Source organism: Cryobacterium sp. (genome assembly GCF_026786305.1).
Lineage (GTDB): Bacteria > Actinomycetota > Actinomycetes > Actinomycetales > Microbacteriaceae > Cryobacterium.
In genome coordinates this window covers 1-25775 of the sequence record NZ_JAJAYI010000027.1, presented here as the reverse complement: position 1 = coordinate 25775, position 25775 = coordinate 1, and the positions used below count along the sequence as shown (strand labels likewise).

Annotated in this window: 19 protein-coding genes and 1 riboswitch; of the genes, 4 read left to right on the top strand and 15 right to left on the bottom strand. The window is 67.1% G+C overall.

What is annotated here, in order from left to right:
- Positions 1-8 precede the first annotated feature (8 nt).
- A complete protein-coding gene (locus LH475_RS02770) occupies positions 9-551 on the top strand; it encodes a gamma carbonic anhydrase family protein (RefSeq protein WP_196843351.1) in 543 nt (180 codons plus the stop codon).
- Positions 552-632: 81 nt separating this feature from the next.
- Here LH475_RS02770 and LH475_RS02765 read toward each other — a convergent pair whose 3' ends face one another.
- The 8 genes from LH475_RS02765 to LH475_RS02730 all read right to left on the bottom strand — a co-directional run bounded on the left by LH475_RS02765 (position 633) and on the right by LH475_RS02730 (position 9475).
- Positions 633-1517 carry a bifunctional methylenetetrahydrofolate dehydrogenase/methenyltetrahydrofolate cyclohydrolase gene (locus LH475_RS02765; protein WP_196843352.1) on the bottom strand — a complete coding sequence of 295 codons (885 nt, stop codon included), beginning with the start codon at positions 1515-1517 and terminating at the stop codon, positions 633-635.
- 183 nt (positions 1518-1700) lie between these two features.
- Positions 1701-2993 carry a serine hydroxymethyltransferase gene (glyA, locus tag LH475_RS02760; protein WP_297412815.1) on the bottom strand — a complete coding sequence of 431 codons (1293 nt, stop codon included), beginning with the start codon at positions 2991-2993 and terminating at the stop codon, positions 1701-1703.
- A 21-nt stretch (positions 2994-3014) separates the two neighbouring features.
- A riboswitch (ZMP/ZTP riboswitch) is annotated at positions 3015-3103 on the bottom strand.
- A 50-nt stretch (positions 3104-3153) separates the two neighbouring features.
- Entirely contained in the window at positions 3154-3498 is a 345-nt protein-coding gene (gene mnhG, locus LH475_RS02755; protein WP_196843353.1) for a monovalent cation/H(+) antiporter subunit G, read from the bottom strand.
- Positions 3495-3764, bottom strand: coding sequence for a monovalent cation/H+ antiporter complex subunit F (locus LH475_RS02750; RefSeq protein ID WP_297412814.1), 270 nt, complete (start codon positions 3762-3764; stop codon positions 3495-3497). Before LH475_RS02750 ends, mnhG begins: the two co-directional genes overlap by 4 nt.
- Positions 3761-4366 (bottom strand): Na+/H+ antiporter subunit E, encoded by a 606-nt coding sequence (locus LH475_RS02745; RefSeq protein ID WP_297412813.1) that lies wholly within the window; start codon positions 4364-4366, stop codon positions 3761-3763. Before LH475_RS02745 ends, LH475_RS02750 begins: the two co-directional genes overlap by 4 nt.
- Positions 4363-5970 (bottom strand): Na+/H+ antiporter subunit D, encoded by a 1608-nt coding sequence (locus LH475_RS02740; RefSeq protein WP_297412812.1) that lies wholly within the window; start codon positions 5968-5970, stop codon positions 4363-4365. Before LH475_RS02740 ends, LH475_RS02745 begins: the two co-directional genes overlap by 4 nt.
- On the bottom strand, positions 5967-6512 hold the full coding sequence (locus LH475_RS02735; RefSeq protein WP_196843356.1) for an NADH-quinone oxidoreductase subunit K: 546 nt from the start codon (positions 6510-6512) through the stop codon (positions 5967-5969). Before LH475_RS02735 ends, LH475_RS02740 begins: the two co-directional genes overlap by 4 nt.
- Positions 6509-9475, bottom strand: coding sequence for a Na+/H+ antiporter subunit A (locus LH475_RS02730; RefSeq protein ID WP_196843357.1), 2967 nt, complete (start codon positions 9473-9475; stop codon positions 6509-6511). Before LH475_RS02730 ends, LH475_RS02735 begins: the two co-directional genes overlap by 4 nt.
- A gap of 491 nt (positions 9476-9966) precedes the next feature.
- Here LH475_RS02730 and LH475_RS02725 point away from each other — a divergent pair, with 491 nt between their 5' ends.
- Positions 9967-11373 carry an amino acid permease gene (locus LH475_RS02725; protein ID WP_196843535.1) on the top strand — a complete coding sequence of 469 codons (1407 nt, stop codon included), beginning with the start codon at positions 9967-9969 and terminating at the stop codon, positions 11371-11373.
- A 32-nt stretch (positions 11374-11405) separates the two neighbouring features.
- On the opposite strand, the gene LH475_RS02720 is transcribed toward LH475_RS02725, so the two are convergent.
- A complete protein-coding gene (locus LH475_RS02720; RefSeq protein ID WP_196843358.1) occupies positions 11406-12659 on the bottom strand; it encodes an MFS transporter in 1254 nt (417 codons plus the stop codon).
- 216 nt (positions 12660-12875) lie between these two features.
- Here LH475_RS02720 and purU point away from each other — a divergent pair, with 216 nt between their 5' ends.
- Together purU and LH475_RS02710 are read left to right on the top strand one after the other, a co-directional pair.
- Positions 12876-13736: a formyltetrahydrofolate deformylase gene (gene purU, locus LH475_RS02715; protein ID WP_297412811.1), complete on the top strand. Its 861-nt coding sequence runs from the start codon at positions 12876-12878 to the stop codon at positions 13734-13736.
- Positions 13737-13812: 76 nt separating this feature from the next.
- Positions 13813-14169: a YrdB family protein gene (locus LH475_RS02710; protein WP_297412810.1), complete on the top strand. Its 357-nt coding sequence runs from the start codon at positions 13813-13815 to the stop codon at positions 14167-14169.
- 35 nt (positions 14170-14204) lie between these two features.
- Here the strand turns inward: LH475_RS02710 and LH475_RS02705 are convergent, their stop codons facing one another.
- From LH475_RS02705 to LH475_RS14500, 6 genes are all read right to left on the bottom strand, one after another.
- Positions 14205-14912, bottom strand: coding sequence for an alpha/beta hydrolase (locus tag LH475_RS02705; RefSeq protein WP_196843360.1), 708 nt, complete (start codon positions 14910-14912; stop codon positions 14205-14207).
- A 76-nt stretch (positions 14913-14988) separates the two neighbouring features.
- Positions 14989-15987, bottom strand: coding sequence for a ring-cleaving dioxygenase (locus LH475_RS02700; protein ID WP_196843361.1), 999 nt, complete (start codon positions 15985-15987; stop codon positions 14989-14991).
- A 91-nt stretch (positions 15988-16078) separates the two neighbouring features.
- Positions 16079-17317, bottom strand: a complete 1239-nt coding sequence (locus tag LH475_RS02695; RefSeq protein ID WP_297412809.1) for an MFS transporter — start codon at positions 17315-17317, stop codon at positions 16079-16081.
- Positions 17318-17402: 85 nt separating this feature from the next.
- Entirely contained in the window at positions 17403-21101 is a 3699-nt protein-coding gene (locus tag LH475_RS02690; protein ID WP_196843362.1) for a S8 family peptidase, read from the bottom strand.
- A gap of 234 nt (positions 21102-21335) precedes the next feature.
- The gene (locus LH475_RS02685; protein WP_297412808.1) at positions 21336-24917 is read right to left on the bottom strand and encodes a S8 family serine peptidase; all 3582 of its coding nucleotides are present in this window, start codon (positions 24915-24917) and stop codon (positions 21336-21338) included.
- Between the two features lie 386 nt (positions 24918-25303).
- Positions 25304-25720 (bottom strand): hypothetical protein, encoded by a 417-nt coding sequence (locus LH475_RS14500; RefSeq protein WP_366145582.1) that lies wholly within the window; start codon positions 25718-25720, stop codon positions 25304-25306.
- Positions 25721-25775 lie beyond the last annotated feature (55 nt).

The window sequence follows — 25775 nt, the reverse complement described above, 5'->3', positions numbered from 1 at the left end:
TGGCGCCTATGACTGCCGACCGTTCTGCCCGCATTATTGCGCTGCCCAACACGCCCGCCCCGATTATCGCCGAGAGCGCGTTCGTCGCGCCGGGCGCCGTCATTGTGGGCAACGTGACCCTGCACAACCGGGCCAGCGTATGGTACAACTCCGTGCTGCGGGCCGAGCTCGAACCGATCACGATCGGGGCCGGGTCTAACCTGCAGGACAACGTCTCGTGCCACGTCGACACGGACTTTCCCCTCACCCTGGGCACGGGCGTCTCGGTTGGGCACGGAGCGGTGCTGCACGGCTGCACGATCGAAGACAATGTGCTCGTCGGCATGGCCGCGACCATTCTGAACGGCGCCCTCATCGGCACCGGATCGCTCGTGGCCGCCGGAGCCGTGGTGCTCGGCGGCACCGTTGTGCCGCCCGGATCGCTCGTGGCCGGGGTGCCGGCGAAGGTTCGTCGCCCGCTGACCGACGACGAGATCGCCAGCATCCGTCTCAACGCCGAGAACTATCTCGAGCACACCGAGCGGCACCGCGCGGCCCTGACCGCACTGTAGTTCGACAAGCTCGACCAACGGGCATGCGCTCGACCAATGTTTCGTTCGTCGAGCCTGCCGAGACCGCCGACGGCGGGCAGCCTACGCCCGCAGCGACTGCTCGGCGGCCTTGACCACGTTGGAGAGCAGCATGGCGCGAGTCATCGGGCCGACGCCGCGCGGGTTGGGTGAGAGGTGCCCGGCGACCGTGGCCACGTCGGGGTGCACATCGCCGGTGAGCTTGCCCTTGCCGGTGACCTCGTCGTGCACACGGGTGATTCCCACGTCGAGTACCGCGGCACCGGGCTTGATCCAGTCGGCCTGCACCAGGTGCGGCACACCGACAGCGGCCACGACGATGTCGGCGCGACGTACCTCAGCGGCGAGGTCGACCGTGCGGGAATGGGTGAGGGTGACGGTCGCGTCGAGGCCCTTGCGCGTGAAAAGCAGGCCAAGCGGACGCCCGACCGTGAGTCCACGGCCGACCACGACGACCTTCTTGCCCACGATCGGCACGTCATACCGGCGTAGCAGCTCGACGATCCCAGCGGGGGTGCAGGGCAGCGGTGAGCGGAGTTCGCCCTCGATACCGAGCACGAGGCGTCCCAGGTTGGTCGGGTGCAGGCCGTCGGCATCCTTTGACGGATCGATGAGCTCGAGCATCGCGTTCTCGTTGTGGCCAACCGGCAGCGGCAGCTGAATGATGTAGCCGGTCACCTCACGACTGTTGTTGAGGTCGTTGATGGCGGCGCGCACGTCGGCCGTGGTCGCCGAACCGGGCAGGTCGATACGCAGCGATTCGATGCCGACCTCAGCGCAGTCGCGATGCTTGCCCGCAACGTAGAGCTCAGAACCCGGGTCATTTCCCACGAGCAGGGTGGCCAGGCCCGGCACGACGCCGTGCGAGCGCAGGGCAGAAATACGGTCCCGCAGCTCGGCTTTGATATCGGACGCGGTTGTGACCCCGTCCAGTGTGATTGCCGTCATCGTGGTTCCTAGTCTGATCGTTTACGTCGGTGCACCGGGGCCGCGTGCCGTCGTCCAGTCTGCGATCGGTACGAGTCGCGCGGGTAACGCGCAGGCAACGCACGAGCGACGCGCTGTCAATGCCGAGACGACGGATGCCGCTAACCGAGCCGGCCGGCGGCATCCGTTATCGACGCGGTTACGTTACTGCTGCAGCCCGGAATACAGCGGGAACGCCTGCGTGAGCACGCCGACGCGGGTGCGGAGCGCGGCAATATCGGCGCCGGGCTTGAGCGCTTCGGCGATGACGTCGGCGACCTCGGTGAACTCGACATCGCCGAATCCGCGGGTGGCCAGGGCGGGCGTGCCGATGCGGAGGCCAGAGGTGACCATCGGCGGGCGCGGGTCGAACGGAACCGAGTTGCGGTTCACGGTTATGCCGACCTCGTGCAGGGCGTCTTCGGCCTGTTGGCCGTTGATTTCAGAGTGGCGCAGGTCGGCGAGCACGAGGTGCACGTCGGTGCCGCCGGTGAGCACGTCGATGCCGTGGGCCCGCGAGTCATCGGCAGTGAGGCGGTCGGCGAGGATGCTGGCACCGCGCAGGGTGCGCTCCTGGCGCTCCTTGAACTCGGGCTCGGCCGCGAGCTTGAACGCGGTGGCCTTGGCGGCGATCACGTGCATGAGCGGTCCGCCCTGCTGGCCGGGGAACACGTTGGAGTTGAGCTTCTTGGCCAGGGCCATATCGCGCGACAGAATGATCCCCGAGCGCGGGCCGGCGAGTGTCTTGTGCACGGTGCTCGACACGACATCGGCGTAGGGCACGGGCGAGGGATGCAGGCCAGCAGCGACGAGTCCGGCGAAGTGGGCCATGTCGACCCACAACAACGCGCCGACCTCGTCGGCGATGGCACGGAAGGCTTCGAAGTCGAGGTGGCGCGGATAAGCCGACCAGCCGGCAATGATGACCTTCGGCCTGCTTTCGAGGGCCTTGTCGCGCACGACGTTCATGTCGATACGGAAAGTCTCCGGGTCGACGCCGTAGGCCACCGGGTTGTACAGCTTGCCCGAGAAGTTGAGCTTCATGCCGTGGGTGAGGTGGCCGCCGTGGGCCAACTCGAGCCCGAGGATGGTGTCGCCGGGCGTGGCGATGGCGGAGAGTACCGCGGCGTTGGCGGTGGCGCCGGAGTGCGGCTGCACATTCGCGTAGGCGGCACCGAACAGGCTTTTGGCGCGGTCGATGGCGAGCTGCTCGGCAACGTCGACGTACTCGCATCCGCCGTAGTAGCGGCGCCCCGGGTAGCCCTCGGCGTATTTGTTGGTGAGCACCGAGCCCTGCGACTGCAAAATGGCGCGGGAAACGAAGTTCTCGCTCGCAATCATTTCGAGATAGTCGCGCTGGCGGCCGAGCTCCTGCTCGAGCACGGCGGCAATCTCGGGGTCGACAACCGAGAGCGGCTCGTTGAAGGTCGACCTCAGAACGGTAGCGGTATCAGGCACGGAGTTCTCCTTACGTGTGGATGTTGCGGCCCAGGCGTGCGGCCACCAACCGTGTCAGTCGCTCCCCGATGGTGACCCATCTTCGTGCTACGCCAGTTGCGACTCCGCCAGCATATCAGCCTGTGCCGGCGTTTGCGTCGATGGGCCAGACCGCGAGCCGTTAGCGAGCGGCCCGGCGGGCCTCCAATTCGTCGACGATGAGCAGGTCGGGGCGCAGGTGCTCGGTCTCGTACGCGGCCCGGCCCACCAGGTGCGCGGCCATCGGCGCGGTCAGGGCCTGAAAGACGACGATCGCAACGACAAGCGTGACGGTGCCGACCGAGAAGTTGTTGATCGCGACATCCGCTGTCACAGCCATGAGACCAAAAATCTGCGGTTTGGTCGCGGCGTGCAGACGCGACAACACGTCGGGAAAGCGGATGAGCCCGATTCCGGCGGCGAGGCACATGGTGGCGCCGGCGAGTACGAGAACCGCCGTCAGTACATCGTGGAATAGGGCGCTCATGCGCTGTCCCGCGCGGGCAGAAAGCGGGCGACGCTGAAGGATCCGAGCACCGCGAACAGTGCCAGTACGAGCAGCACCGGCAGGGTGTCGGTGTGCCGATTCAGGGCCATCTCGGCGCCGAGGGCGCAGATGATCGTCGCGACGAGCACATCCGAGGCGATGACGCGGTCGAGCACGCTCGGGCCGACGACGATGCGGTACACGGCGAGGAGCGCCCCGACCGCGAACATGACCCCGGCGACCACGGCCACACTCTGCAACATCATGAGGATGCCTTTCCATTGGTTCGTGCGGCGCGGCGGGCCGTGAGACGGTTCTCTGGCCGTACCCCGCGCATCCGCTCGACATCTTCGCGGGAGCCGAAGCCGCGCACGATCCGCCGCTCGGTGTCGAGAACGCGCCGCCGAAACCGCTCGATATCGCGGGCACTGTGCATGTTCAGCACGTGCAGAAACAGGATCGATGATTCCCGGTCGATGTCGACGACGATCGAACCCGGCACGATCGACGTAGCCACAGCGGTCCAGGTGAGGATGAGGTCGCTACGGGTGCGCAAGCGAATCTCCAGGATCGCATTGCTCGTGACCAGCCGAGGTTTCACCGCCAGCCAGGACACATCGATCGAGGCCCGCACAATGTCGACGATCAACCGCACGAAAAATACCACGGTGTGCAGCGGATGCAGGCGCCCGCTCAGCTGCACCGGCACCAGGTAGAACACCACGGTGACGATCATGGCGACAACGAACCCGACGAGCAAGTTCAGCCAGGAGAACTCACCCCAGAGCAGCATCCACAGCACGATCAGGGCGATCAGCGGCGGAATCTGGTTGCCGACGGCTTCAAGGCGTTCGCGCGACGTGGTCACTTGGCGCCGCCTTCGAAGTTTGTGCCCACGTTCGTGTCTTCGATCGCTCCGGTGCCGATCGGGAACACGGCGTCGATGTAGGTGGACGGCGAGCTGATGTTGCCGGCAGCCCGGGTGGTCAGCTCAAAGATCGGACCGGCGAAAATGGTCAGGCCGAGGGTCAGGACGAGCATGGCGGTCGTCGTGCCGACCATGAGCGGTGACACCGTCTTCTTGAGCACGATGCCCTCGTCCTGGGGGTCTTCCACCAGCGACGCGGACATCGACGAGGTGTAATCCTTGACCTGGTTCTTGGGCCGCCAGAAGGCCAGGTTCCAAGCTCGAGCCAGGGTATACAGCGTGAGCAGCGAGGTCAGAGCACCGACACCGATCAGCACGTAGATGATCGGGTCGCCGACGATCGTGCCGGCCTGGAAGAGGGCGATCTTGCCGAGAAAGCCGGAGAACGGTGGGATGCCGCCGAGGTTGAGCGCGCCGAGAAAGAACAAAATGGCCACGACCGGGGCAGATTTGAGCAACCCGCCGAGGCGCGACAGCGACGTGGTGCCGCCGACGCGGTCGATGAGCCCCGCCGCCAAGAACAGGGTCGTCTGTACGGTGATGTGGTGCACGACGTAGAAGATGGTCGCCGCAAGGGCCAGCGGGGTTCCGATCGCAATGCCAAACAGCATGTAGCCGATGTGGCTGATCAGGGTGAACGAAAGTAGCCGTTTGATATCGGCTTGGGCGAGCGCCCCCAAAATGCCGACGAGCAGGGTCAGTGCCGCGACGATCATGAGCGGCATCGAAAACTGGTTATCGGGAAAGAACAGGGTCTGGGTGCGCAGAATCGCGTAGACACCAACCTTGGTGAGCAGTCCGGCGAACACCGCCGTGACCGGTGCGGGCGCGGTCGGGTATGAATCCGGCAGCCAGAACGACATCGGAAACACGGCGGCTTTCACCCCGAAGGCGATCAGCAGCAACAATCCGAGGATCAGCTGGATATCGGCCGGGAGGTCGGGCATCCGCTCGGCGATGAGGGCGAGGGTGACCGTGCCGGTCGCGCCGTAGATGAGCGCGATCGCGCTCAGGAACAGCAGTGACGACACCAGACTCACGACAATGTAGGTGATGCCCACTCGAATGCGGGCGCCCGTGCCGCCGAGGGTCAGCAGCACATAGCTCGCCGACAGCAGCATCTCGAAGCCGACATACATGGTGAAGAGATCGCCGGCCACGAAGGCGTTGAACAGTCCGGCGGCCAGTACGAGATAGGTCGGGTGAAAAATCGACACCGGAGCTTCGGTATCGCCGTCGACGATGCCCTGGCCGACCGCGAACAGCAGAACTCCGAGCAGCATGAGCGCCGAGATGAGCAGCATGATCGCCGAGAGTCGGTCGACGACGAGCACAATGCCCCACGGGGCCTCCCAGCCGCCAACCTGCACCACGGCCGGACCAAACCGGTCGACCAGCACGAGCAGCACCGCGCTCATGACAGTCGCCGCGGCGAGGCTCGCCACGCTCACCATCACCTGCAGGCGACGACGCTGGCCGAGCGTCAGGGCGACCGCCGCACCGAGCAGCGGCAGGCACACGATGAGGGGAACCAGGGGGGTCATCGCTGGTCTCCCTCATCGGGAACAGGCGTATTGCGAGCGGATGCACCAGCGCGGCCGCCAGCATTCGCTGGGCGGTTCCTGCTGACTTCATCGCTCGTGGCGCCGTCGCCCCGCTCGAAGCCCTCGATGGATTCGGCGATCGCATCGTCATCGTCTGACGAGGAGCGGAAGGTGGCGTCGGCCTCACCGGCGCTCTCGCCGGCGTGCTCATCCGTGAGGGTATCGCCCTCGTCACCCAACTGGGCCAGCCACCAGGAACGATAGATGAGCGCGAGCAGCAGTGCGGTGATGCCGAAGTTGATCACGATCGCGGTAAGTATGAGCACCTGGGGAATCGGGTCGACCATGTCCAGGAGGCTCGTACCGGTGACGATCGGTGAACTACCCGCCCGCCCACTCATGATGAAAATGAGCAGGTTGGTGGCATTGCCGACGAGCAGAAAGCCGATCAGCACCCGGGTGAGGCTGCGTTCGAGCATCACGTAAACGCCGGCCGCGTACATGACGGCCATCAGAATGACGAGGGTGAGGGAGGCGCTCATCGGTTGACCTCCTCGGTTTTCGTGGCAGGGGTCGGCGCCCCGACATCGATCAGGGGTTCGGGCGTGGGCCGCAGCCCGCTCTGGTCCGACTCGCTCTGCCGGTCGATTTCACTGCCTAGGCTGCGCAAAATGTCGTACGTGAGGCCGATGACGACGAGGTAGACGCCGATATCGAAGATGGTCGCGGTGCCGAACGACAGGTCGCCGAGCACGGGCACGGTCGCCGTGAAGTACGCCGACTCCAGAGGAACGCCGTCGAAGAACAGCGAGACGACGCTCATGCCGACGGCGAGAATCACGCCGAGGCCGAGAATCTTGCCCGGGTCGATTGGGGCCGCTTCGCTCAGCTCGTAGCGTCCGCCGGCGAGATACCGCGCCACCAGGGCCAGGCCGGCGAGCAGTCCGCCGGCGAACCCGCCGCCGGGTAGGTTGTGGCCGGCAAAGAGAAGGTAGATCGACACGATCATCGCGGGGTGGAACAGCAACCGCACGAGCACCTCGATGAGAATCGACCGGCTGCGCTGCGGGTTCTTGCGCCCCGCGAGCAGGAAAGCCTGACGGGTGACGGCATGGCCCTCGCTCGAGAACTCGGGGTCGGCGACGACCCGGCGACGGTTGGCGACCGAGCGCAGGCGGCGGGATTCCTTCAGCCGGGGCACGATGGAATTACGACCCGACACGAAGAGCAGGCTCGCGACTCCGGTCGCCACAACGATGAGCACGGATACCTCGCCCATGGTGTCCCAGGCTCGAATGTCCACGAGCATCACGTTGACGATGTTGTTGCCGTGTCCGTCTTCAACCGACAGCCGCGGCAGTGCCCCGGCGATACTCTCGAACTGGCGGGCACCGAGCGCGATGAAGCCGATCGTGCCCATGACCAGGCCGACGAGGCTGCCGATCAGCACGCGGCGCTTGCGGCGTACCGGTTTGTTGTGCTGGGCGATGTTCGCGGGCAGGCGGCGCAGCACGAGCACGAAGATCACGATGGTGATCGATTCGACCAGGGCCTGGGCGAGGGCGAGGTCGGGTGCGCCATGAAAAGCGAACAGGACGACGAGGCCGTAGCCGGTGACGCCGGCGAGAATGACCGCGGTCATCCGCTGCCCGACCCGAGCCGCCATCACCGCGCAGGTGGCCATGATCAGGGCGATGATGATCTGGCCCGGGTAGTCCCAGAGCACGATCGTGTCTGGCCAGGTGCGGTTGACGACGAGCGCGACGCCGAGAGCGAGCACGAAGACGGTGAGGATGGTGCCAAGGTACTGTGGCAGTCCGCCCCGCTGGGCGAAGTGGGTGACCCGGGCCGCGACGCGGTCGACGCCGCGAATGGCCTTGCCGTAACCGCGGCCGGCGTCGATATAGTCGGGCACTCTCAATTGCAGCCGCAACACCCCGCGGCGTGCCCGAAACAGTAGGGCTCCGAGCAGCAGAACGACGGCGCTGAGGTAGACGGACGGTTCGAGCCCGTGCCACAACGCGAGGTGGTACGGCGGTTCGGTGAGACTGCCGGCACCCGGCACGGTGTCGGCGTAGGGTGCGAGCAGCGGGTCGAGTACGGAGGCGAACAGCCCGAGACCGATGGTCGCGACGGTGAGCACAGCGGGGGCGAGCAGCGTGTCCCAGGGGCTCGCGTGCAGCACGGTTCTCGGCTGTTCCTTGCGCGTTCCGAAGGCACCCCAGAAGAAACGGATGCTGTACGCCGCCGTGAGCACGGATCCCACGGCGGTGCCGATGAGCGCCGCGTAGCCCCAGCCGGAACCCCCGACGGCGGCGTCGATCAGCGAGGTGAACACGGCTTCCTTGGCCACGAATCCGAACACCGGCGGCAGGCCCGCCATGGACGCCACCGCCACGAGCGCGATTACGGCGAGTGTCGGGGCGCTGCGACCGACGCCGCTGAGCCTGCGCCAGTCGCGCGTGCCGGCCCGGTGGTCGATGACACCGACGACAAGAAACAGCGTCGCTTTAAAGAGCGCGTGCGCGAGCAGCAGGGCGGCGCCGGCGAGCGCCGTGTCGCGGGTGTTGAACCCGATCGCGATCATGAGAAAGCCGAGCTGGCTGACCGTGCCGTAGGCGAGCAGCAGTTTGAGGTCGTACTGGCGCAGGGCCCGCCAGGCTCCGACCACCATGGTCCAGACCCCGAGGGTGACCAGCACCGGCAGCCAACCGTCACTGTCGGCGTAGCCGGGAGCGAGACGGGCGACGATGTAGATTCCGGCCTTGACCATCGCGGCGGCATGCAGGTACGCGCTGACCGGGGTCGGCGCGGCCATCGCGGCCGGCAGCCAGAAGTGGAATGGTACGAGCGCCGATTTCGAGAGCGCCCCGACCAGAATGAGCAGAACCGCCCAGGTTCCCATGGTGTTCGTCACCGGGTTGGCCACGATGTAGGCGAGGCTCGTTGTGCCGGCGGCGACCGAGATCATCACGACGCCCACGAGCATCACCAGGCCGCCGAACGTCGTCACGATCAGAGCCTGCAGGGCGGCGCCACGGCTCTCGCGTTTATGCGTGTAATGCCCGATCAACAGGTAGGAGAGCACGCTCGTGACCTCCCAGAACATAAACACGATCACGAGATCGTCGGCGGTGACGAGACCGTACATGGTGCCGGTGAAAGCGAGCAGCAGTGCTGCGAAACGGCCGAGGCTGGGCTCGTCGTCGGTGAAATAGCGGGCACAATAGACCAGCACGAGGGCGCCGATACCGGTGACGACGAGCGCGAGCAGCCAGGCCAGCGTGTCGACCCGGAAGGACAGACTGATGCCGAGCTGCGGAACCCACGGGATCGACTGGGTCACGGCCCCGCCAGCGGTGACCGTGGCGGTCTGGGTGAGCGTGTACGCGAAGGCGCCAACCGGCAGCAGGGCGATCAGGTAGAAGACGCGGGTGCCAAGTCGCCGGGTGAACCACGGCGTGAGTACTGACAGCACGATGAACGCGAGGAGGAATGGAACCATGCGTCCTCCAGGCTTGTCAGGTCGGGGTGTGAAGGTCTACCCTACCCGCCGACCGGCGGCACCCTGACGGGTTTTCGGCGATCAAGAGATCGCGCGGGCGGGCACGCGCGGGGGTGCAGGGGTAGGGTTGCGCTATCCCCCGGCCGACGCCGCACGCCGCCAGAAGCGCGCGTGAGTGCAGTTTCCGGCCACTCCCGTGCCCCTCTCGAACCGTTTCTTGGCAAGCGCCGTTTGTTCGCAACGCGCCGTTATTCGTACCTGAGAAGCTGTTCCCGAGCAAACGGCCAGCGAAATCGAGAACCGTTTTGAGCCCCACCCGCGGCCAGCAGCCCTCCCCCACGCCCGCACCGAGCAACCAGTCTCCGAAGCCGCACGGTCACCACGACCACGCGAACCCGCCAGGGGAAACTCCCTTCGAGCACATCCAAGACGCTCTGAACGTGCACGAGGACGACGCCCTGCACAAGGGACTCAAGTCCCGCCACGTGCAGATGATCGCAATCGGCGGCGCTATCGGCACCGGATTGTTCCTCGGCGCCGGCGCACGCCTCGCAAGCGCCGGTCCCGCTCTGGTTTTTGTCTATGCCATCTGCGGTTTCTTCGCCTTTCTCATTCTGCGGGCGCTCGGCGAACTGGTGCTGCACCGCCCGAGCTCCGGTTCCTTCGTGTCGTACGCCCGCGAGTTCTTCGGCGAGAAAACTGCGTTCGTGACCGGCTGGCTGTACTGGCTCAACTGGGCCATGACGGCGATCGTCGACGTGACCGCGGTCGCCCTGTACATGAACTTCTTCGCGACCTACTGGGCGCCGTTCGGCTCCGTGCCGCAGTGGCTGTATGCTCTTGCCGCGCTCGGTCTGGTCCTGTCCCTCAACCTGCTCTCGGTGCAGGTGTTCGGCGAGATGGAATTCTGGTTCGCCCTCATCAAGGTACTCGCGATCGTGGCGTTCCTGATCGTCGGTACCTGGATGGTGATTTTCGGCACGCCACTCGCCGGGGCCACGACCGGGTTTGCGCTGATCGGCGAAAACGGAGGTTGGCTGCCCAACGGGCTGATCGCATCCGTTCTGGTGGTGCAGGGCGTCGTGTTCGCGTATGCCTCCATCGAACTGGTCGGCACGACGGCCGGCGAGACGAAGAACCCTGAAAAGGTCATGCCGAAGGCGATCAACACGGTCATTATTCGCATCGCAGTGTTCTATGTCGGATCAATTCTGCTGCTCTCGCTGTTGTTGCCGTACACGGCATACAAGGCAGGCGAGAGCCCGTTCGTCACCTTCTTCGGCACGATCGGGGTCGACGGTGTCGACGTAATAATGAACCTCGTCGTGCTCACCGCGGCGTTGTCCTCGCTCAACGCGGGCTTATATTCCACCGGACGCATACTTCGGTCCATGGCGCTCGCCGGATCGGCGCCGCGCTTCGCGGGCAAGATCAGCCGCAACGGGGTTCCGTTCGGCGGCATTCTGCTGACCGGGGTCGTGACGCTGCTCGGCGTGGGACTCAACGCCATCGTGCCCGACGAGGCCTTCGAGATCGTGCTCAACATGGCCGCGATCGGCATCGTGAGCGCCTGGGGAATGATCGTCCTGTGCCAGCTGCGACTGCAGGCCTGGGCCAAACGTGGCATTCTGGTGCGCCCGGTGTTCCGCATGCCGTGGGCGCCTTACTCGGGCTACGTGACGCTCGTGTTCCTCGTCGGTGTGCTGATGCTGATGGCATTCGACTGGCCGGTCGGCACTCTCACGATCAGCTCGCTCGTGCTCATCATTCCCGGGCTGATGATCGGCTGGTACGCCTGCCGCGGCCGCATTCTCGAGATCGCGGCCGCCCGCGACGGTTTCACCGGCCACGTACCGGTCGTTGCCAACCGTCCACTCTCCGACCGCCCGCGCCGCTAGCCGCTGCGTCTGAGCGGATGCGCCGAGCGCGCTCAGGCGCGTTCGCGGCGGTGGGTCATGCGGTCGGTGACGATCACGAGAGCGAGGGCCACGACCAGCAGCCCCACATAGACGATCGGCACCATCTCCAGGCCGACGCTTTCGATCAACACCGCACCGAGCAGTGCGCCACCGCCGATCCCGGCGTTGAATGCGGTCGTGTAGAAGGCACTCGCGGTGTCGCGGATTCGCGGAGACGCGGCGTGCAGCATCCGGGTCTGTAAAAGCGGGGGAAGCATGCCGAACGCCATGCCCCACAGCACGAACGAGACGAGAGCGACGGGCAGCGTCGCCGTGAAGACCGCGAGCAGCGTCACGCTGAGGGCGCTCACGGCGAGGCCCAGAATCAGGCCGAGGCTCGGGCGCGGGCCCAGGACGGTGCCGACGAGCAGCAGTCCGACCGCGCCGGCGACGCCGTAGGCGAAGAGCAGCGGGGCGATGAGAGCGAGGTCAACACCGAGCCCATCGAGCAGGAACGGCGCAATGTAGGTGTAAAAGCTGTAGTGACCGATCATGGTGATGCCCGTGATGATGCAGATCAGCACCACCGCCGGCACGGTCGCGTCGCGCGGCTGCCGAGTCGTGGTCGCGGCAGCGGATTCCGGTGCGCCGGGTGAATACCGCGCCACCGGTGGCAGAAATTTCCAGACCAGAACCGCGCCGACGAGCATCAGAGCGGCGAGCACGACGAAGGAGAGCCGCCAGCCCAGCAGGTGGCCGCCCGCGGTGCCGAGCGGCACCCCGAAGACGAAGGCGAGCGTGCCGCCCGCGACCGTGATGGAGACGGCGCGGCCGATCTGCGCTTGTGGCACGAGGTGCCCCGCGTAGGCGCCCACAACCGCCCAGAACAGGCCGTGCGCGACGCCGCCGAGCACCCGGGCGGCGATGACGAACGCATAGGTCGGCGCGATGGCGGTGAGGATGTTGCTCACCGCGAAGAGGATGAGCACGGCAATGATGAGGCCGTGCCGCGGTAAACGGCGGGTCAACATGGCCACCGGTGCGCTCGTGAGTACGACGGTGAACGCGAACCACGAGACGAGGAGCCCGATCTGCGACTGCGCAACGTTGAGGCTGCGGCTCATTTCGGGGAGCAGACCGGTCGGCAGCATTTCGCTCGTGACCGAGAGAAAAACGGCGGCGGACAGGGTGATCAGGCCGACCCAGGGAAACGGCGGGTCGGCCCGGGCGGAGGGCACGACGGGAATCGACCCGGTGGGCAAAAGGATATTGGTGGTGTTGGTCATGACTGCATTCGCACTGGGACGTCAAGGTCGACCGGTGGGACCATTCACACCGAGGTCGAAGCCACTCGACTACGCGCCGACGTGCGCGCCCGGGGCCGACTTGTTCAGTGCGACCAACCCGTAGTCTACCCAAACCAGGTATGCCGGCACGGTGAGCGGCATGGCGGCACGGTGAGCGACCGGGGCATCCGCTCCCGCGCCGGGTATTCTGAGCCAATGACTTCCTCGACCCCGCATCACTGGGTAATCACACTCGTCTGCGCCGACCAGCCCGGAATCGTGCACGCGGTCAGTGGCGCGATCGTGCAGGCGCAGGGCAACATCTCGGAGAGCCAGCAGTTCTCGAGCGATGACACCGGGCGTTTCTTCATGCGGCTGCAGGTGCAGTCGCCGGCCACGCGGCCCGAACTGGAGGCGGCGCTCGGGCCGGTGATCGACCGCTATGCGATGGCGTCGACCATCGATGTCGTCGGTCGTCCGCTGCGCACACTCGTGCTCGCGTCCACCGCCGGACACTGCGTGAACGACCTGTTGTTTCGCCAGCGCGGCGGTCAATTGCCGGTCGAGATTCCGCTCGTGCTCAGCAATCACGGCACACTGCGCGACCTCGTGGGGTTCTACGGGGTTCCGTTCGAATCGCTGCCGATCACGGATGCTGCGAGCAAGTCCGACTTCGAGGCCCGCGTCGTCGAGGCGGTCGAGGAACTCGACATCGAACTCGTCGTGCTCGCCCGCTACATGCAGATTCTCTCGCCCGAACTGTGCGCGCGGCTCAGCGGGCGCGCGATCAACATTCACCACTCCTTCCTGCCCGGGTTCAAGGGCGCGAACCCCTATCGCCAGGCGCACGCACGCGGAGTGAAGCTCATCGGGGCGACCGCCCACTTCGTGACCGGTAATCTCGACGAGGGGCCGATCATCGAGCAGAACGTGGTGCGGGTCGATCACTCGCGTACCCCGGCGGAGCTCGTCTCGATCGGGCAGGACGAGGAGAGCCGCACGCTCACCCAGGCGGTGAAGTGGTTCGCCGAGAACCGCGTGCTGCTCGACGGGGCCCGCACGATCATCTTCAAGTAGTCCCGCGCCGTTCCTTGCCCACCCTCCGCGACCGGGCCCGGAACCCAGGGGTGACGGGCATCGCTAGGATTGACGGGTGACAGATACGCGCGACCTACCGAAAATCGGCCCCAACGACATGCTCCGGTTCGTACTCGAACTCGTCGCCTTCGTCAGCCTCGGCATCTGGGGCTTCCTGGCCTGGCCCCTGCCGTGGCCGGGCGTGCTACTCGGCCTCGCCACCCCCGCCTTCGCCATTCTGGTCTGGGCCTTGTTCCGGTCGCCCAAGGCCGTGTTCCGCCTCGACCTGTTCGGTAAAGCCTTCATCGAGATCGCCATCTTCGGCTCCGCCGCCATCGCCTGGTGGGACCTCGGTTTTCCCATCATCACCGTGATCTTTGCCATCGTCGCAACGGTCAGCGGCGTCATCTCCGGACGCAAAGAAGTGCGCTAACCGCGCGTCTTCCGGCGCGCATCCATCGAACCCGACTATGAAAAATTCCTGAGCCACGCCGCGGCGGCTGCGATATCCGTTTCGGCAATGCCGTGCCCACCGGGGCGCAGCTCCTGTTGCACCGTTGCACCGCGTTCGACGAGGGCGGTGACAAGCTTCTGCACACTCGCCAGCGGTGCCATGGGGTCTTGTCGACCGTTCAGCAGCAGCACAGTGGATGCCGCCAGTTCGGTTTGAGCGAGCCGCACATCGATCGCGTGCTCACTCCCCGCGGCAACAGCGGTAGGCGGCTCGGTACCCGAATCGGGGGCCGTCGGCACTCGGTCGAGCGGATGCATCCCGGAGAACGCGATCACCCGCGCGAGCACCTCGGGGTGCAACAACGCCGTGGCGAGGGCGATGTTGGCGCCGTTCGAGAATCCGACGGCCACCAGGTGGCGGTCACCCAAGGCGTAATGTTTCCGCGCCCAGACCAGAAACCCGGCGAGGTCGTCGGCTCGTCGAGCAACGTCGTCGGTATCGAAGACGCCCTCCGACAGTCGCCGGAACCAGCGATTCAGCCCGTTCTCCTGCACCCGCCCGCGCGGCGCCAACACGGCGGCGTTCGGGTCAAGCACGTCGGCCAGACGGCTCACCTCGTGCTCATTGCCACCGGTTCCGTGCAGCAGTACCAGCACGGGGGCGTCGGCTGCCCCCGGACGAAACAGGTGCGGCCACGGGGCGTCCGGTGCTGCGGCGCTCATGCGCCCGGTACCAGCGTGACGGCGACCAGCATCGCGGCTCTGTCTTCAAGCGCAGCACCGTCGATGATCGCGGCACTCATTGGGCGCCAGCGGCGACCGGCGCCGCAGCATCCGTTATGGCCGGGTTATTCTCAGGCGGTAGCGCGAGCGGCGCGACCGCGTTCTCGATCGCCTCGCGGCTCGGTTCAAGCCACGGCGGAAGCTTCAGCGACCTGCCCAGCTCGAGCAGCGGCTCGTCGATGTCGAATCCGGGGGTGTCGGTGGCGATTTCAAACAGCACGCCGCCCGGTTCGCGAAAGTAGATCGAGGTGAAGTATTGGCGGTCGAGAATCGCCGTCACGCCGTAGCCACGATCCACGAGTTGCTCGCGCCATTCGGCCTGGGTGGTGCGGTCTGGCACCCGGAACGCCACGTGATGCACGGTTCCACCGGCGGTGAGGCCCGGCTCGCCGGTGGGGTCGGCGAGCACGTCAACGAGGTTGCCGGCCGCGCCGTCGCCGGCGCCCACCCGAATGCGACCATCCGTTTCGGAGATGACGTGCATGCCCAGGTCGGTCGTGAGCGCCTGCACGGTCTTTGCCGGGTCGGCTACGGTGAGCACCGAGGAGTGCTGCCCCCGCACCGCGAACTCGGCGGGAACGGATGCGGAATCCCACGGATTACGCGGATCCACGGTTGACGACGCCACCAGGTCGAGCTGCAGCCCGTCGGGGTCGCGCAGTGAGAGCCGTTCTTCATTCGAGGAGCGTCCCGTCACCTCGGATTCCACTTCGAGCTTCGCGAAGTGCGCCTTCCACCAGCCGAGGCTGCCTGCCGGGACCGAGAATGCGGTCGTCGTCGACTGGCCGGAGCCGGTGCGGCCGCTGCGAATACCGGTCCACGGAAAAAAGGTGAGCAGCGAACCGGGCCGGCCGGAATCGTCGCCGTAATACAGGTGATAGGTCCCCGGGTCGTCAAAGTTGACGGTCTTCTTCACGAGTCGCAGGCCGAGCCCGGTCACGTAGAAGTCGATATTGCGCTGCGGGGCGCCCGCAATCGCGGTGACGTGGTGCAGTCCGGTGGTCTGGACGGTCATGAGGTCCTCTCCTGGCAAAAAATCGGTAGACATTCATGCAAACGCATGCACCTCGCTGGGTATTCCCGATCGGGTTGCCACCAAGCCAGGGTCAGCCGTCGACGCGACGCTCCGACGGCATCCGCACCGCGTAGGCGGCCGCGATGAGCAGGAACACGGCGCCCACGGCAAACCCGGCCGAGAACGAGAAGCTATCAACGAGCAGACCCGCGACGAGCGGACCAACGATCGCCCCGGCATCCGCACACATCGAGAACACCGACACCGGGCGGCCCCCGCGGACGCCGGCGGCGTCGCCGACGGCAGCGGCCGGCGCGGTGCCCATAAAAGCAGCAGCGACCCCGTACACGCAGAGCAGCGCGCCGAGCACCCAGATGTTCGGCGCGAAGGAGATTGCCACAATCGCGAGACCCGCCAGAGCAAAAGCTCCGATGATGGCCGGTTTGCGACCGACGATGTCAACAAACCGGGCGGCCGGTGCGAGTGCGAGCGCCTGGGCCACGGCCGCAGCGGCGAGGGCGATTCCGGTCCACGAGCTCGTGCCGCCGAGCACGACGACGACGAACAGTGGAATGAGCGTCGTGCGCACCCCCAGCGAGGTCCAGCCCTGCGCAAAGTTGGCCAGGCAGGCCGCGCGAAAACGTTCGTCGCGCAGCACCTCCCGAAAGGGCGTGCGCACGGCGGATGCGTCGACCGCGGCGAGCGCGCTGCCCCGCCCCCCGGAGCGCAACAGAAACAGCCCGACCAGGCCGGCCACGGTGAGGGTGCCGGCGTAGAAGAAGAACGGGGCGGTCAGCGAGATGGTCGCGAGTAGGCTGCCGATCGCGGGGCCGGCCATGCCCCCGATGAGAAATCCGCCCTGATAGAAACCGATCGCGCGGGCCCGACGGCCAGGCTCGGCGGTGCGCAGCAGCAATGTCATCGCCGACACCGAAAACATGGCCGAGCCGATGCCGCCCGCGCCGCGCAGCAGCAACAGTTGCAGGTAGCTGTCTGCGGCGCCGACCAGCCCGCTCGAGAGCGCGACGATGCCGATGCCGACGGCCAGAACGGTGCGTTCCCCCGCCCAGTCGATGAGCCGACCGCAGGCCGGGCTGAACACAAAACGCATGAGCGCGAACGCGGAGACGACCGCCCCGACCTCGAGGTTGCCCACCCCGAAGCTCTGCACGTAGACCGGAAGCACCGGAACGACAACGCCGAACCCCACCATCACGAAGAAGGCGATGAGGCCGAGCACAATCACGTCGCGGTTCAGTCGAGGCTTCGGGCTCGCGCCGGGTACAACGGATACTCCGGGTCGCCCCCGCATCCATCCCTCCAGTCGCATCCCCCCAGCCTAGGCTGCCGGGCTGCAGTCTCCCGCGCCCCGGGTCCGGCTGCAGAAGCCCGGGCCCGGTCAGGCAGCGTGGGGGCTACCGCACGATCAGCAGGGAACGCGCCGGGCTGGTCGCGGCCGCAACCGTGTCGTTGCCGGCGTAGTGCCCGACGACCCTGTACAGGCCGCGACCGAGCTGCGGCAGGGTGACACTGCCGTGCCCCTTCGCGTCGAGCTTCACGGTGAAGCGGCGCTTGTCGACCGTGACCGTGGCGGTGTCGCCGACCGTGCCCTTGCTCGTAACGGTGACCGACACGGTGACCCGGCTGGAGGAGAAGACGGCCCGGTGATTCAGTGTCACCCTAACCTTGGCCGCGTATTTCACCACCACTCCGGCCGAGGTTGCCGAGGCGCTCGGCAACCCCACCTTTGACGCCGTCACCACCACGGTCAGCGTCGTTCCGGCGAGCGCCGCTCTCGGCGTGAAGGTCGACGCTGTCGCACCGGCAATGTCGACACCGTCGCTCTGCCACTGGTAGCCGAAGGCGAGGCCCTCGGTGTTCCACTGGCCGGGATCAGCCGTCAACACGTGCCCGATCTCGGGGGTGCCCGACACGCTCGGCGCCACCGCGTTCATCGGGGCCTCCGGCTCGTTCCCGGCGCTGGCCGCGACGGCGAGAATCGTCGAAACGGTGCTGTCGCCGTAGTCAACCACACCGAGGTGGGGCGTGTTCGGCGTGAGGCCGGCCCAGTTCAGCGTGTAGGTGATCGGAACGCCCTGCGGCCCCTGAATCGTCGCCGGTGTTGCGGTGAACCCACTGGTGGGCTCTCCCGACGCGACCGCGAACGTGTTCACGTCGAACGTGGTCGACCCCGAGAAGACGTCTACGATGATGCGGTAGAAACCGGCTTCCGGGTCGAAGATGTCGACGTGTTCATCGGCGGATCCGGTGGCGGACTGCCATCCGGCAACCGGGTCACCGCCCGGGCCGTCGAGCAGCAGCACGAACAGGTCCAGGTCGGTCGAGTCGTCCACTGCGTTCAGGTCGAACCGGTCCAGCCGGCCGCCGGCCAGCTCCACCTCGTAGCTGAACTGGTCGCCGGTCGCGCCGGAACCGGAGTGCGGGTTGGACGGGTCCGCAGGGTCAGCCTGGTGCAGCCCGGTGGCGAGGCCGCTCAGTGTGAGCGGCACCGGCTCCGACCCTCCCGGGGTAACCGTCACATCAACCGACCCGTCCACGCCGGTCCCGTCCACCTCCGTGGGGGCGACGACGGTGACCGGTCGAACAGCGATCGGGCTGTGCACCACGTCGAAGGAGTCGCCCGGGTCACCCGAACCACCGTTGCCGAAGCTCCAGTCCAACGAGCCGGTGGCATATTCGTCGAGCGGGGCAGTTGTTCGAGTGAAGGTGACCGTGTAGCTCTGCTTCTCACCGACAGCACCGAAGGTCATGGTGGCCGGGGAGACGACCGCCGTGACGCCGGGGATCTCAATCGGGATAGCGGTGTAGGTGCCCGCCCGTACGGCGGTCACCGTGCGGGTGATCGTCTCGGGTGCGGTCAGGGCTCCGATCTGAATCGACGGCAGGTTCAGGTTGCTGGCGTCGATCGGATCGACGCCGGCATCAAAACCGATGCCCTGCAGGTAGGCCAGCCAGTCGGCCGGGCCGCTCTGGTAGACCAGGCCCGGATAGCCGAAGGAGGAGGGATTGACCTGTCCGGCCCCCTGTGCAAACGGGTCGGTCACCCGGTCACCGTTGGCATCGACCGTGTCCTTGGCCGTTGTCATCATGACCGATTTGATCTCGGCCGGGGTTGCGAGCGGCCGAAAGCCCAGAATCAGCGCGGCGAGACCGGCGATGTGAGGGCTGGCCATCGAGGTGCCCGACAAGAACTCAAACGTCGGGTCGGCCCCGGCCGCATTGGCACCGTCGGCAAGAATGCTGACACCGGGAGCGGCGATATCGGGCTTGAGCAGGTCGCCGCCGTCGGCGGTCACCGGCCCACGGGAGGAGAATCCGGCCACCTGGGGCACCGGGGTCGGCTTGGCGGTGGTGTTGTCGGGCGTGAACGTGACCGTTGCAGCCTCCGTGGCCGCGTAGGCGAAGACCGGATCGAAGGCGGGGGCGTCCAAGTGGATGCTCGGCACCGAGTGTTCATCGGTGTCGACGTCGGCCGGTGTGCGGTTGACCAGCAGCATGCCGCTGCCGCCCGCCCGCAGCACCTCGGCCGATTTAGCCACCCGGTCGTAAACGCCGCGTTGGCAGAAGACGATCCCACCGGCCACCTTGGCCGGGTCGAGTGCGCCCGGTGCGCAGAGCAGTGCGTCGGCTGGGTCGAAGCCGTCCACCGATACGAGGTCGGCCCGCAGCAGGTTGCCGGAGAGCGGGGTGGCTCCCGGCGCGCGGTCGACGGTGATCGACGCACCGGCGTAGGTCGAGCCATCACCCAGGGTGGCCGTCGCCTCGTACGAGGGGATGGTGCTCGCGGCGACCGTGGTGATCCACGGTGAAGCGTTGTCGAGGGTCGACGCGGTGGGTCCGTCGTTGCCGGCAGAGGCGGCCACGAAGATCCCCGCTGCTGCCGCGCCCAGGAAGGCCTGGCCGGTGGCTGAGAACGTGGTCTGGGCCGGGCCGCCGCCGATCGAGTAGTTGATCACGTCGACGCCGTCGGAGATGGCCTGGTCGATGGCCCCCAGAATGTCGGTGTCCGCGCAGCCGTCATCGCTCGTGACCGACGGGTCGGGGCCCGACCAGCACACCTTGTAGGCGGCGATCTTGGCGGCCGGGGCCACCCCCGAAATGACGCCGAAATCGACCCCGTTTATCATGGTCGGCACGTCGACGTTACCGCCGGCGGTGCTCGCGGTGTGCGAACCGTGGCCGTCGCCGTCCCGCGGGGAGACATATTCACCCGTTGAAGCGTCGCCGATTTGGTCGGCCCCGAACCCGTTCAGAAAGTAGCGGGCCCCGATCACCTTGGTGTTGCAGTCACGCGTAGTGAACTGTTCGCCACTTTGGCAGGTGCCGGTGAAGGTGGTTCCGTCGGCCTTGTTCATGGTGATCGTGTCGCCGTCGAACCACGGCTCAGCGCCGGGCGTCGTGCCGAGCGCTGCGCCGGCGAATGAGGGGTTCTCCGGGGCGATTCCGGTGTCGAGCACGCCGATTACGACGCCCTTTCCGGACTCGCTCGACCCGCCGAGCTCGGACCACAGGCCGGTCGGCCCGCTCAGCCGCAGAAAGTCGGTCGACGACTGCACGGTCACGTGCCGGAGAGCGTCGGGTACCACCGACACCACGTTTCTCTGTGCGGCGAGTGTCGCCGCCTGCTTGCCGCTCAGCTGCGCGGCGAAACCGTTGAGGGCGAGCGTGTAGGAATACCCCACGGTGGCGTCAACGGATGCCGCCACCTCGCTCTGTACCCGCGTGAGATAGTTCCGGTAGCTCTCGGCCGAGCGGCTTTGGGCGTCGAGTTTGGCCCCGGCGCCCGGCATGGTGGCCGAGAAACCATTGACACCGCCCTGGTACAGCGCGACGGCCTCGTCGCTGAGGGTCACGATGTAGCGGCCGGCCGTGAAGTCCATGCGCTGTCCGCCGGTATGGCCGATGCTGCCGGACAGCCCCGTCGCTGCGGGGGCGGCGTTGGCCGGCACAACCCCGCCGACGAGCGTTGAAGCGCCCACCAGGGCGATGGTGACGGTGGCCGCGATTGTGGCGCGACGGCGCGGGCGGGACGTTGGCGCCGGGTTCAGCGCTGAATCCGGCGCAGACGTCGTGCGCCTGAAGAAAGAACTCACGTGGGTGTCCAATCCGATAACGGTGCGAGGTGGTCTCGTTCCACAGCAGGAACGGTTGACTGTTCCTATCGCGGGACAGTTCGCTCGTGACCGTAGCGCGCTCGCCGCCCCCCGGATAGGGGCATTCCACAGGTACCGCACGCTGGGGGGATCAGCGGGCGGGCACGCTCAAACGCGCGCCGCGGCATCCGATTCGAAGCGGATGCTGCGGCGCGCGTTTGCCGCGCGGCCCGGCTACCGCACGATCAGCGTGCCCGGCTTGCTCGTTGCCGCGGCGACGAGGTCGGTGCCGGCATAGTGCGCGGTGACCGTGTATGTGCCGCGGTCCGGGTCGGCCAGGGTGAGCGTTCCCTCGCCCAACCTGTCGAGGGCGACGTCGTAGCTCGTGTCGTCGACCAGGACCTGCACTGTTCCCAACTGCGCCGAGCGCGGTGCGTCGGTCGTCACCGACACCGCGATCTTCACGCCCGCCGAGTGCGGCTTGGCCCTCGACTCCACCTTCAGGTCAACCGTGGCGCCGTACTTCACGACGACCCCGGCCGAGGTGGCCGCGCCGGCCGGCCGGCCGTCGGCCGTAGCGGTAACGACCACGGTGAGCGTCTTGCCGCCCTGCGATCTGGTCGGCTCGTAGTCGGTCTCGGTGGCCTTCTTGATGTCGCGACCATCGGACTGCCACTGATAGCTGTACTCCAGCCCGGCGACGTTCCACTCGCCGGGGTTGGCGGTCAGCTTCTGTCCGACCACAGCGGTGCCCTCGATCGACGGCAGGACCGTGTTCACGGGCGCCTCCGGCTCGGCCGCTGCGCCGCTGGCCACGGACACGACCGTCGATACCGCGCTGTCGCCGTAGCCGACGAGACCGAGATACCCGGTGTCGGGGGTAAGGCCCGACCAGGACAGCGAGTACGTCGCCGTTACGCCCTGCTGGCCCGCGACGACCGGCGGCGCGGCCGCGAACGACCCCTCACCGGCGCCGGCGAGCACCGAGTAGGTGTTCACGTTGAACGCCGTCGTTCCGCTGTAGACCGAGTTGATCACCCGGTAGAAGCCGGCCTGCGGATCGACCAGGTCGATGAGCTCATCGGCCGAACCGGTCGCTGATTGCCAGCCGGCGACCGGGCTGCCGCCGTCACCGCTCAGGCGGTAGACGATCAGGTCGAGGTCGGCGGTCTGGTCGACCGCGTCGAGATCGAATCGGGCGAGCTGGGTGCCGTTCACAACCTCGACCTGGTAGCTGAACTCGTCGCCGGCGGTGCCTGTTCCGGTGTTCGGGCTCGACGGGTCGGCAGCGTCGGGCTGGTGCAGCCCGGCCGCGAGGCCGATCAGGTTGAGTGCCACGTCTCCGGTGGCTCCGGGGGTGATGGACACGTCGACCGAACCGTCGACCCCGGTGCCGTCCGCGGTGGCGGGGGCGATCAGGGTCACCGGCTGAATGGCGACGGGGCTGTGCACGACTGTTCCCGAGTCGCTCACCCAGTTGAGCGTGCCGGTCGAGAACGTATCGAGTGGGGCATCCGTTCTGGTGAAAGTCACCGTGTAGCTGGCCGATTCGCCCGCGGCACCAAAGCTCAGCGTGGCGGGCGACACGACCGCGTCGATACCAGGCACGGTGACCGGCTGGGCGGTGAAGGTGCCGGCCTCGGTGCTCGTGACGGTGCGAGTGATGGTTTCCGGCGCGGTCAGTGACCCGATCGCGATGGAGGCCAGGTTGAGGTTACTCGGGTCGACCGGGTCGACGCCGACGTCGTAGCCGATGCCCTGAATGTACGAGTACCAGGCCTCGGTGTCGTTGAGATAGAGCAGGCCCGGTTCGAACATCTTCGTCGGGTCGACGTGTCCGGCCCCCTGCGTGAGCGGGTCTGTGACGGTGTCGCCGTTGGCGTCGACGGTGTCATAGGCGCTCGTCATCAGGGCCGACTTGATCTCGCCCGGCGTCGCGAGGGGACGTTCGCCGAGGTACAGGGCGGCGAGTCCGGCGATCTGCGGGCTCGACATCGACGTGCCGGAGAGGAACTGCCAGGTCGGCTCGCCACCCGCGGCGTTGGGGCCGTCAGCGAGAATGGCCACGCCGGGCGCGGTCACGTCGGGCTTGAGAATGTCGCTGCCGTCGGCGAGCACCGGTCCGCGCGAGGAGAACCCGGCCACCTGCGGTGTCGGCGGCGTGTAGCTGGTCGTGTTGCCATCGGTGAAGACAACGGATGCCCCGGCGCTGCCCGCGTAGGCAAACGTCGCGTCCCAATAGGGGGCGTCGAGGTGAATGGTGGGCACCGTGTGCTCGTCGGTGTCGACCGAGCCGGGAACACGGTTCACCAGGAGCATGCCGATGCCGCCGGCACGCAGCACCTCGGCCGATTTCGCCACCCGGTCGTAGACACCACGTTCACAGAACACGATGGTTCCACGGGCGAGGTCGGCGTCGAGTGAACCTGGGCCGCAGAGCAGGGCGTCGGCCGAGTCGTGGCCGGCGACGGCCACGAGGTCACCGCGTACGAGCGTTCCAGCCAGCGGCGTGGCGCCCGGGGCACGGTCGACCGAGATCGATCCGCCCGCGTGAGCTGTACCGTCGCCGAAGGTGGCGGTCGCCTCATAGCCGGGGATCGTGCTCGCGGCGACCGTGGTGATCCACGGGGCGGCGTTGTCGAGCGTGGACGCACCGGGTCCGGCGTTACCGGCCGAGGCGGCTACGAAGATGCCCGCTGCGGCAGCGCCGAGGAAGGCCTGGTCGGTCGGCGAGACCGTGGTGTCGGCCGCTCCGCCGCCGATCGAATAGTTCAGCACGTCGACGTTGTCGGCAACGGCCTGGTTGATGCCGGCCAGCAGGTCGGAGGTAGCGCAGCCGTCATCGGTCGACAACGTGGGATCGGGTCCGGACCAGCACACCTTGTAGGCGGCGAGTTTCGCCGCCGGGGCCACGCCCGAGATGAGGCCGTAGTCGAGGCCGCTGATGGTCGCGGTGACGTCATGATTGCCGCCCGCGGTACTCGCGGTGTGCGATCCGTGGCCGTCGCCGTCGCGCGGCGAGAGGTATTCGCCGGTAGACGGACCACCGATGCGGTCGGCGCCGAAGCCGGTCACGAAGTAGCGCGCGCCGACAACCTTGGTGCTGCAGTCGCTCGTGGCAAACTGCACGCCCGTGACGCACTGGCCGGTGAAGGTGGTGCCGTCGCTCTTGTTCATGGTGATCGTGTCACCGTCGATGTAGGGAGCGGCGCCGGGCGTGCTGCCGAGCGCTTGGCCGGCGAAGGAGGGGTTCTCCGGTGCAAGCCCGGTGTCGAGCACGCCGATGACGACGCCCTCGCCCGCGGTTTCGGCACCGCCGGTGTTCGCCCAGACGCCGTCATCGCCGGAGAGTCCGAGAAAATCAGTGGACGAGGTGGCCGTCACGTGCTTGAGGTCGTCGGGCGTGATGGCCACGACGTCTTTCTCGGCCGAGAGCGCTGCGGCCTGCGTTGCGGTCAGTTCGGCGGCGAACCCGTTGAGGGCGAGCGTGTAGGAGTAGTCGATCGTGGCATCAACGGATGCCGCCACCTTCTTCTGCTTACCACCCAAGTAGTCGGAGTAGCTCGACGAGGCGCGACTTCGCGGATCGAGGCGGGCGCCGGCGTCCGGGCTGGTCGGCGCAAAGCCGTCCACCCCGCCGGTGTAGGTGGCGACAGCGTCGTCGGCCAGGGTCACGATGTAGCGACCGTCGGTGAAGTTGGTGACCGGCTGGCCAATGCCGGCGCCGATCGTGCCGCCGAGTCCGGGGGCCATCGGTGCGGCTACGGCGCCGCTCGCACCGACGAGGACGCCGGCGACGACGAGGGTTGTGGTCATGAACAGTGCCATCACGCTCCGCGCCTGGTGCGGGGCGACGTGCGGGCTTTCGGGCGGGAGCGTGGTTCGCCTGAAGTGTGATTTCACGTGTGTGTCCGTTCGATCGGAGTGCGCCGGCCGCTCTGCCCCAGTTCGAGGTACAGCGTGATCGTGAACGTATCGCATTGGCCATACCCCCGTACAGTGTGCAGATTGCTCGGTAACACGATCGTTACCTTGACGTGTGCACAATTCAGGCCGTGAAATGCCTCTGATTCAGAACGGTCTGTCTACTACTGGGTGTACCGTTCTGTCCGCTTTTTCGGGACCGCTCGCGGCAACCGAAAGCCCGCGCGCCGCGGCGCCATCCCGCCGACTGCCAATCGAGCGCAGCGCGTTCAGAATGGTCACGAGGTCGACGGCCTCCTGACCGATCGCTCCCGCGCTCGTGCGCGGCCGCAATAGCGGATGCCGCCAGCTACGTGACTCGAATACTGCTCGGCCGACGCCGCCACGGTCCAGCGCTCGTCGGTGGTGCAGCCCGCTTCGGGGCGCACCTCGGTGATCGCTGGCGTGCCCCAGGTGAGCGTTCCGGTCTTGTCAAAAACAACCGTCTTGGCGCGGGAGAGCGCTTCGAGCACCTCGGTGGCGGGCACGTCGGTGGCCTCACCCGAGTCAGGGTCGAGCCGGTGGGCGATCTGGCGGGGTAGCGGCCAGGGGGTAGCGGCCAGGGGGTAGCGGCGCACAAGCGCGAGAAGGCGGGGTATGCCTGCATTCTCTACCGCGCCGGTGCCGTGCGCCACCGAGAACAGCTGCGCCTGCACCCAGAACGCCAGCGTGCCCCCCCCCCGGGGGGGGGGGGGGGGGGGGGGGGGTGGG

What these genes read in the sequence shown, in the direction of transcription:
- LH475_RS02735 (WP_196843356.1), bottom strand. Translation starts at nt 6,512, where the DNA reads ATGAGCGCCTCCCTCACCCTCGTCATTCTGATGGCCGTCATGTACGCG.
- LH475_RS02725 (WP_196843535.1), top strand. Translation starts at nt 9,967, where the DNA reads ATGATCGCAATCGGCGGCGCTATCGGCACCGGATTGTTCCTCGGCGCC.
- LH475_RS02765 (WP_196843352.1), bottom strand. Translation starts at nt 1,517, where the DNA reads ATGACGGCAATCACACTGGACGGGGTCACAACCGCGTCCGATATCAAA.
- purU (WP_297412811.1), top strand. Translation starts at nt 12,876, where the DNA reads ATGACTTCCTCGACCCCGCATCACTGGGTAATCACACTCGTCTGCGCC.
- LH475_RS02700 (WP_196843361.1), bottom strand. Translation starts at nt 15,987, where the DNA reads ATGACCGTCCAGACCACCGGACTGCACCACGTCACCGCGATTGCGGGC.
- LH475_RS02770 (WP_196843351.1), top strand. Translation starts at nt 9, where the DNA reads ATGACTGCCGACCGTTCTGCCCGCATTATTGCGCTGCCCAACACGCCC.
- mnhG (WP_196843353.1), bottom strand. Translation starts at nt 3,498, where the DNA reads ATGAGCGCCCTATTCCACGATGTACTGACGGCGGTTCTCGTACTCGCC.
- LH475_RS02720 (WP_196843358.1), bottom strand. Translation starts at nt 12,659, where the DNA reads ATGACCAACACCACCAATATCCTTTTGCCCACCGGGTCGATTCCCGTC.
- LH475_RS02685 (WP_297412808.1), bottom strand. Translation starts at nt 24,917, where the DNA reads ATGACCACAACCCTCGTCGTCGCCGGCGTCCTCGTCGGTGCGAGCGGC.
- LH475_RS02695 (WP_297412809.1), bottom strand. Translation starts at nt 17,317, where the DNA reads ATGCGACTGGAGGGATGGATGCGGGGGCGACCCGGAGTATCCGTTGTA.
- LH475_RS02730 (WP_196843357.1), bottom strand. Translation starts at nt 9,475, where the DNA reads ATGGTTCCATTCCTCCTCGCGTTCATCGTGCTGTCAGTACTCACGCCG.
- LH475_RS02740 (WP_297412812.1), bottom strand. Translation starts at nt 5,970, where the DNA reads ATGACCCCCCTGGTTCCCCTCATCGTGTGCCTGCCGCTGCTCGGTGCG.
- LH475_RS02750 (WP_297412814.1), bottom strand. Translation starts at nt 3,764, where the DNA reads ATGATGTTGCAGAGTGTGGCCGTGGTCGCCGGGGTCATGTTCGCGGTC.
- LH475_RS02705 (WP_196843360.1), bottom strand. Translation starts at nt 14,912, where the DNA reads ATGAGCGCCGCAGCACCGGACGCCCCGTGGCCGCACCTGTTTCGTCCG.